Genomic DNA, 6,095 nt, shown 5'->3' on the forward strand with positions numbered 1-6,095 from the left:
CGAGCGGAGTGAAGATATCGCTCATCAGGTGCTGCGCGACGAATCGCGCGTGGACCAGATGGAGATTCAGATTGACGATCTGGCGACGAAGTTGATCGCGACGCAGCAGCCGGTGGCTCGGGACATGCGTTTTATCGTATCGGCGATTAAGATCAACACGGAACTGGAGCGCATGGGCGACCTGGCGGCGAACATCACGGAGCGCTCGCTTGCGGTGATGAACTTACCCGCACTCGATGGGCCTGTTTACGCCGATATCAACGATCTGGCGACGCTGGTGGAGCATATGGTACTGGCCGTACTCGATTCCTTCGTGAAGCAGGACTACGAAGCGGCGCGCGGGTTGGTAGCATCCGACGACATGGTCGATAAGCTGCGCGCGAAAATCGGCAAAGAGTTAGTCGTGCAGATGCAGCAGAACCCGGAACTGATTCCCCGCTTATTGAACGTGATCTTTAACGCGCGCAGCCTGGAACGCATCGCCGACCACGCCACCAATATCGCCGAAGAAGTGATCTTTCTTATCAACGGCAGCGACGTGCGGCATCGGTTCGGAGCTGAGCGCGATATACAGGCGCCGCGAGTCGCGAGTTAGTTAAGCAGCCCGTGGTGAAAGTCCGAAAGACCGCTTGCTCACGCGCGCGGCTCAGTAGATTCAGTTCGTTACAGAGCCGCGACCGTGAGGGAGCCGGTTTTGACACAGGCCGCTGATTAGCGGAACTCTTCCTGAAGCGCGTTCAGCATTTCCGCGCCGGGACATAGCTTCGACCACGGAACACTAGTAAGCGCCTTAGCCGGTGTGTTGTTCATTTCGTGAATGTTCGGAGTCGCTTCGTCCACATAGAGCAGCCCGGTGACGATCCTTCCGTCGGCTGCATTCTCCTGCAGGAACTTTGCGACAGCCAGCCGGTCGGACGGATTGTAGTCGGCCGGAACCGCGGAGAACCGGACGACGCTTCCATCGTGCAGCGTAACCGCCGTCTCCCCTCGGGGTGAAATCTCGGTCAGAATCTCGGTAGCCGGGGGAACATAGTCGGTCTCCGTCGCGCGGATTCGATGCTGGCGTGTGTAGAGATAACTCTTGGTCGATCCCGTGTGGTCGTTGAACGTGACACAGGGCGAGACAACGTCGATGATCGCAAAGCCGCGATGAGCGACGGCCGCCTTCAGGATCGGAACCAGTTGTTCCTTATCGCCGGAGAAGCCGCGCGCCAGGAACGTCGCGCCCAGGCTGAGGCCGAGTTGGATCGGATCGATCGGCGCCATCCGATTCGCTTCGCCCTTCTTGCTCTTGGTCCCGACATCAGCCGATGCGGAGAATTGGCCCTTCGTTAATCCATAGACGCCGTTGTTCTCGATGATGTACACCATCCGCACATTGCGCCGGATCGCGTGACAGAGGTGGCCGAGACCGATCGACAACGAATCGCCATCACCCGACACGCCGATATAGAGCAGTTCACGATTCGCAGCATTCGCGCCCGTGGCGATAGGCGGCATGCGTCCATGCGCGGAGTTGAAGCCGTGCGCGCCGGTAACGAAGTAGGCCGGCGTCTTCGACGAACAACCGATCCCGCTCATTTTCGCCAGCTTGTGCGGCTCGACCGAAAGCTCCCAAAGCGCGCGCACGATGGCGGCCGTAACGGAATCATGGCCGCAGCCCGCGCACAGCGTCGACATGCTGCCTTCGTAATCGCGGAGGGTGAGCCCGAGTTCGTTGCGTTGCGCGCTGGGATGAAGAACGGCTGGTTTGGCGATCGAGGGCATTACTTTCCCTTCCTTATGGAGACGGGCTGCGGCACGCGGGTAAGCTGGCGCGTGATTTCGTCCACAACCGTGCGCGCGCTCAACGGAAAGCCGCCGTACACCAGAACGGATTGAAGCTTCTCCTTGGGCGCCGCTGTTTCCAGAATGAGCATCGATTTCAGCTGCGAATCGCGATTTTGCTCAACCACGAAACAGAATTCGTGATCGGCGATGAACTGTTCCACCTCGCGTCCGAAAGGAAACGCGCGGATGCGCATGAAGTCCGCGAAGATCCCGTTCGCGGCAAGGTTCTCCACCGCTTCGCGGACCGCCGCGTCGCAGCCGCCCACGGTGATCACGCCGAATTCCGCGTTACGGCGTTCCTCGATCAGCGCGGGAGGAACCGCCGAAGCCGCCGCGCGATGTTTCAGCAGCAGCCGGTCCATCACCTCTTGATATTCATCCGGGATCTCCGTGTATAGACCGAACTTGTTGTGGCCGGACCCGCGCGTGAAGTAGGCGCCTTTCGGATGCACTCCCGGCAGCGTCCGCGGCGCGATCTGCGTCCCGTTCTCACCAAGAAAGCGGTGGAATTGCGGCAGCGCTTCGATCTCGTCGTGCGTGAGGACGCGGCCGCGATCCGGGCGATACGAATCATCCCAGTCGAGCTTCGGAACCACCCAGTCGTTCATCCCGATGTCGAGGTCCGACACGATAAAAACCGGAGTCTGGAAGCGATCGGCGAGGTCGAACGACTTCACCGCGAAATCGAAGCATTCGGCGGGATTGCCCGGCAGCAGCAGAATGTGTTTGGTATCGCCATGCGAGGCGTAGGCGCACTCGAGCAGATCGGATTGCTGCGTGCGCGTCGGCATGCCCGTCGATGGCCCTACGCGCTGCACGTCGACGACGACTACGGGAATCTCCGCGTAATAAGCGAGGCCCAGCAGCTCATTCATCAGCGAGATGCCGGGACCGGCGGTCGACGTAAACGCGCGTGCGCCATTCCACATCGCGCCGATCACCATGCCGATCGCCGCCAGCTCATCCTCAGCTTGCAGAATGATGTAATTGTTCTCGCCGGTTTCCGGATCTTTGCGGTACTTCTCGCACAGGTTCTTGAAGCCATCCATCACCGATGTCGCCGGCGTGATGGGATACCACGCGGCCACGGTAACGCCGGCGTAGAGGCACCCGAGCGCGATCGCCGTATTCCCGTCAATCAGGATCTTGTCCGCGTTCGCGTTCATGGGCGACAAGCGAAACGGGAGCGGGCACGCGAAATGTTCTTTGGCGTAATCGTAGCCCAGGCGCAGGGCGCGCGTGTTCGATGCCAGCAGCGCAGGCTTGCGGCTGAAGCTTTCTTTGATCAGCGCTTCCACGATCGCCATGTCGATTTCGAGCAGCGCCACCATCGCGCCCGCGTACGCGATGTTCTTCATCAGCGTCCGTTCGCGCGGCTCGGCAAACGACTCGATGCACATGCGCGCCAGCGGCACGCCAATCAGATGGATATCTTCGCGAAGTAGATGATCATCCAGCGGCCAGCTCGAATCGTAAAGGACGTAGCCGCCCGAGCGCACTTCCTTCAGATCGCGATCGTAAGTCTGCGCGTTCATCGCCACCATCAGATCGTAATCGAGCGCGCGCGAGACATGGCCGTCGCCGTTGACGCGAATCTCATACCACGTGGGGAGGCCCTGAATGTTCGACGGAAACAGGTTCTTGCCGGATACGGGAATGCCCATCCGGAAGATGGCCTGCATGATCAAACCGTTGGCGCTGGCCGATCCTGTTCCATTTACATTCGCGAGCTTGACGGCGAAATCGTTTATGCGGGGACTAACGCGGTATTCCACTCTTGGGTTCCTGCCAGGGAGATAAGGATTTCAAACTTTTGCATGTCCCACGCGGCCGTGGGGCAACGCTCGGCGCACAGGCCGCAATGCACGCAGACATCTTCGTCTTTCACCATAATGCGTCCGGTTTGCGGCAGCGGCGCCGACGCGTAAATGGCCTGCTCCAGGTTGAGCGCGGGCGCAGAAAGCCGGGTGCGCAGTTCCGCCTCGTCGCCGTTCGCGGTGATGGTGAGGCATTGCGTGGGGCAGATATCGATGCAGGCGTCGCACTCGATACAGCGCTTCGGCGTAAACTCTGTTTCGATGTCGCAGTTCAGGCAGCGCTGCACTTCGCGCGCGGTTTGTTCCGGCGAAAAGCCGAGTTCGACTTCGACATTCAGCTCGCGGAAGCGCTCTACCAGATCGACATGCTTCATCTTCTGGCGCGGCGCGGGGTTGAAGTCGTTGTGATAGCTCCACTCGCTGATGCCCATCTTCTGGCTGATCAGATTCATGCCGTTAGGGGGACGGTCGGTAACCGGGATGCCCTCGCAGAAGTTGTGGATCGAGATCGCGGCCTGATGCGCCTGCTCGACGGCCCAGATGATGTTCTTGGGACCGAGCGCCGCGTCGCCGCCGAAGAATACGTTGGGCAGCGACGATTGCAGCGTCGTCGGGTCCAGAACCGGCATGTCCCACTTGTCGAACTCGATGCCCAGATCGCGCTCGATCCAGGGGAACGCGTTCTCCTGACCGATGGCGAGGATCACGTCGTCGCACGGGAAGAAAACGGTTTCGAGAGTCTGGGATTTTTTGGCCTGGACGTCCCAGCTCAGGCGCTCGAAATCCATTCCGACCAGGCGGCCGTTCTCGAGCACGAAGCGCTTGGGCGCGAAATTGATAAGGATGTCGACGCCTTCTTCTTCCGCGTCTTCCAGTTCCCACGGAGAGGCTTTAAAGAAGTCGCGCGGCCGGCGGGCCATCACCTTGATGTCTTTTCCGCCGAGGCGGCGTGAGGTCCGGCAGCAATCCATGGCCGTGTTGCCAACGCCGATGATCAGCACGCGTTCGCCGATCGAATCGATGTGTCCGAAGGCAACCGATTCGAGCCAGTCAATCCCTATATGAATCCGATCGGTGTCGTAGCGGCCGGGTATTTCCAGATTCTTGCCACGCGGCGCCCCGGTGCCAACGAAGACCGCGTCATAGCCTTCTTGTAGCAAGCCGCGCAGGCTCGGAACCGGCGTGTTGTAGCGGACATCGACACCCATGTCGATGATCACGCCGCATTCTTCGTCGATGATGCTGCCGGGCAGCCGGAATGCCGGAATGTTGGACCGCATCAGGCCGCCGGGCTTGGCGGACTTCTCGAACATGGTGATCCGGTAGCCGAGCGGCATCAGATCGTTCGCAACCGCGAGCGAGGCCGGACCGGCTCCGACGCACGCGATGTGCTTGCCGTTCTTGCGCGCCGGGATCGGCGGAAGCAGATGGCCATACTCGCCCTTGAGATCGGCCGCAACGCGTTTCAAGCGGCAGATGGCGACCGGGCTGGTGTCGACACGCGCCCGGCGGCACACCGGTTCGCACGGCCGATCGCAGGTGCGCCCCAGAATCGCGGGGAACACATTCGACTTGCGGTTGAGCATGTACGATTCGGTGTAGCGCCCTTGCGCGATGAGCCGGATGTACTCGGGGACATTGGTGTGCGCGGGGCAGCCCCACTGGCAATCGACTACTTTGTGGTAATAATTCGGGTCCTGGACGTCGGTTGGTTTCACGGGATCGGGTTCGGCTACGGGGAACCGGGGGAACTTCCTGCTTTAGTGCTTATCCCTTGATTGTATGCGGATGGGGGATTCGGAGCAAGCGGGTGATCCGAACGAGCACCTTTACTTGCGGGATGGAACGCGTTTCCCGCGCGGCTTTCTTGCCGTCTCAGCGACTCCTTCACCGATTCCAGACAGGAGGACGGGCTTACGGCCGGAGAACTCAGCCACCAGTGAAAGGCGCCCGCCCATCGCTTCGACCGTCTTGCGCAAAGTCGAAATCATCAGATCGGCACGTTTTTCGAGCTTGGAAACTCCGTCCTGACCGATACCCAGTTCGCGAGCCATGCGAACCTGGGTCAATTTCCGGGCGCGGCGGAGCTCGCTTAAAGTCATCTCCTCTGCAATCAGCTGGGCGGCGCGCTCCGCCACCTGTTTGCGACGGGCTGGGCTTAACTCTTTCCGTATGCGTTCAAGATGGGTCATCATTTTTGCGTGCCTTCCTTCCTTTTCGACTTTGCTAAATGACCGTCAAACCTATGGTCCGCTTTGTCTATCAGTTGCCGGTAAAATCGCGTTTCACTGACGCCCGATTTGTCGCCTGCGATCAGAAGAATGGCCTTTCGCGTCGGGTCAAACGCGAAGGCCACACGCCAGACGCCGCCGGCGGCGTCGAACCGGAGCTCCTTCATGTTCGCGTGGCGGGAACCGTTGAGAGTGTCTGCACGAGGTCTGCCCAGCT

General features: G+C 60.3%; 6 protein-coding genes. 1 reads left to right on the forward strand and 5 read right to left on the reverse strand.

Annotation, left to right across the window (positions count from 1 at the left end):
- On the forward strand, positions 1-595 hold a 595-nt coding region (gene phoU, locus H1Y01_RS15595; protein ID WP_180541437.1), incomplete at its 5' end, for a phosphate signaling complex protein PhoU.
- A 116-nt stretch (positions 596-711) separates the two neighbouring features.
- Here the strand turns inward: phoU and H1Y01_RS15600 are convergent.
- From H1Y01_RS15600 to H1Y01_RS20125, 5 genes are all read right to left on the reverse strand, one after another.
- Entirely contained in the window at positions 712-1,767 is a 1,056-nt protein-coding gene (locus H1Y01_RS15600) for a 2-oxoacid:ferredoxin oxidoreductase subunit beta (protein WP_180541438.1), read from the reverse strand.
- Positions 1,767-3,605, reverse strand: coding sequence for a 2-oxoacid:acceptor oxidoreductase subunit alpha (locus tag H1Y01_RS15605; protein ID WP_180541439.1), 1,839 nt, complete (start codon positions 3,603-3,605; stop codon positions 1,767-1,769). Before H1Y01_RS15605 ends, H1Y01_RS15600 begins: the two co-directional genes overlap by 1 nt.
- Positions 3,578-5,365 carry an FAD-dependent oxidoreductase gene (locus tag H1Y01_RS15610; RefSeq protein ID WP_180541440.1) on the reverse strand — a complete coding sequence of 596 codons (1,788 nt, stop codon included), beginning with the start codon at positions 5,363-5,365 and terminating at the stop codon, positions 3,578-3,580. The genes H1Y01_RS15605 and H1Y01_RS15610 overlap by 28 nt, the downstream gene beginning before the upstream one ends.
- Before the next feature lie 111 nt (positions 5,366-5,476).
- Entirely contained in the window at positions 5,477-5,842 is a 366-nt protein-coding gene (locus H1Y01_RS15615) for a helix-turn-helix domain-containing protein (protein WP_180541441.1), read from the reverse strand.
- Positions 5,839-6,095: type II toxin-antitoxin system RelE/ParE family toxin (locus H1Y01_RS20125; RefSeq protein WP_180541442.1), on the reverse strand; the 257-nt coding region annotated here is incomplete at its 5' end. The genes H1Y01_RS20125 and H1Y01_RS15615, both read right to left, overlap by 4 nt.

The organism is Nevskia soli, assembly GCF_903970205.1.
GTDB lineage: Bacteria > Acidobacteriota > Terriglobia > Bryobacterales > Bryobacteraceae > Bog-113.